This is a genomic window from Aquicoccus porphyridii (assembly GCF_008369105.1).
Taxonomy (GTDB): Bacteria; Pseudomonadota; Alphaproteobacteria; order Rhodobacterales; family Rhodobacteraceae; genus Aquicoccus; species Aquicoccus porphyridii.
The window spans coordinates 1-1,379 of the sequence record NZ_VINQ01000056.1 but is presented as its reverse complement, the minus strand read 5'-3'; the positions used below and the strand labels follow the sequence as shown (position 1 = coordinate 1,379).

At 48.2% G+C, this 1,379-nt stretch carries 1 protein-coding gene; it reads left to right on the top strand.

The window, feature by feature from the left end; genetic code table 11:
• On the top strand, positions 1-1,137 hold a 1,137-nt coding region (locus FLO80_RS21695), incomplete at its 5' end, for an AAA family ATPase (protein ID WP_223145538.1).
• Positions 1,138-1,379 lie beyond the last annotated feature (242 nt).

Below are 1,379 nucleotides of genomic sequence, written 5' to 3'. Positions count from 1 at the left end.
CTGATCTTCGCAATCGTCTCCACAACCAACATCCCCAACTCGCTCCCTCATGCATCTGAGGAAGCATCAAAACAGAAATATCAGGGGGGTCACTTTTGGACGCCGATTACCCCGCTACGGGGTCAATTTTGCACGCCTGTTCACAATCGAAGGCAGATTGGAATTTCGATAGACAACGAGCCAATGGCTGCCAACTTGTTCCAGCTCTCCACGGGGCAAGCTGTTCTGCTTGACCTGTTTTTAGCGATCATCAGAGACTTTGATCTAAGCCGTTCGCAGCTAACTCAACTGAGCGACATTGAAGGGATTGTTGTGGTTGATGAAATCGACCTCCACCTGCATACCGACCTTCAACACGACTTGCTGCCAAACCTTATCCGTTTGTTCCCAAAAGTTCAGTTTATCCTGACTACGCATTCGCCATTGTTTTTGATTGGCATGGAAAAGGTATTCACATCAGACGGCTTCCAACTCATCGAGCTGCCTGATGGTCAGGAAATCGAGGTTGAGCGCTTCTCTGAGTTTGAAGCAGCATACAAACACATGCAGGACAGCGCGCGCTTCCAAGACGACGTTCGAAACAGAATTGAAGCCAACCAAAAGCCTGTCCTTTACCTCGAAGGCACCACAGATATTGACTATCTGACCAAGGCAGGAGAACTCCTCGGCAAGGCCGCGCTTGTAGATGAATTTGAATTGGTTGATGCCGTAGGCTGTCCCCATCTGAATAAGATCTGGGATACCTACAAATCACATTTGGGCGCGACTATTCAGAAGAAGTGGCTCTTGTTGTATGATTGTGATGCAGGCAAGCCTGACACCAACAATGGAAACTTGTTTCGCAGGACGATCGCCCAACAGCCCCACAAAATCGAATCTGGAATAGAGAATCTATTTTCTGATGAGACGATCCAAAGAGCGATTGATCATAAGCTTGCCTTTGTGGATATAAAACAGGGGCATAGTTTAGTTGAACGAGGAGTCGAGAAGGCTGTTCCAGAAACCTGGAAAATCAATAAGGATGAGAAGCGGAACCTCTGCGATTGGCTTTGCGAAAATGGAACCGCAGACGACTTTAGGAATTTTTCATTAGTTTTTGATATTCTTGAAGAAGTATTAGCGACTGAGGTCGGCTAAACGATTGATTGCGGGTTCCTAGTAATTTGGAATGCCCAAGGCTACTTTAACCGCATACCTGACATTCGATTTGCTACATTTGAATGTCAGTTTAGGGCCGAGGCTGTGTGGAAACTCGACGGCTACAGCCTTCCGGGGCGCAACTTCAGCCAGCTTGCTGATATCGGCTCATATTGGTCGCATGGGGCGGTTTTGATGCCTCCGAGGGCTTCGGAGCAGGCTTGGCGCACACCGCCGTGGAT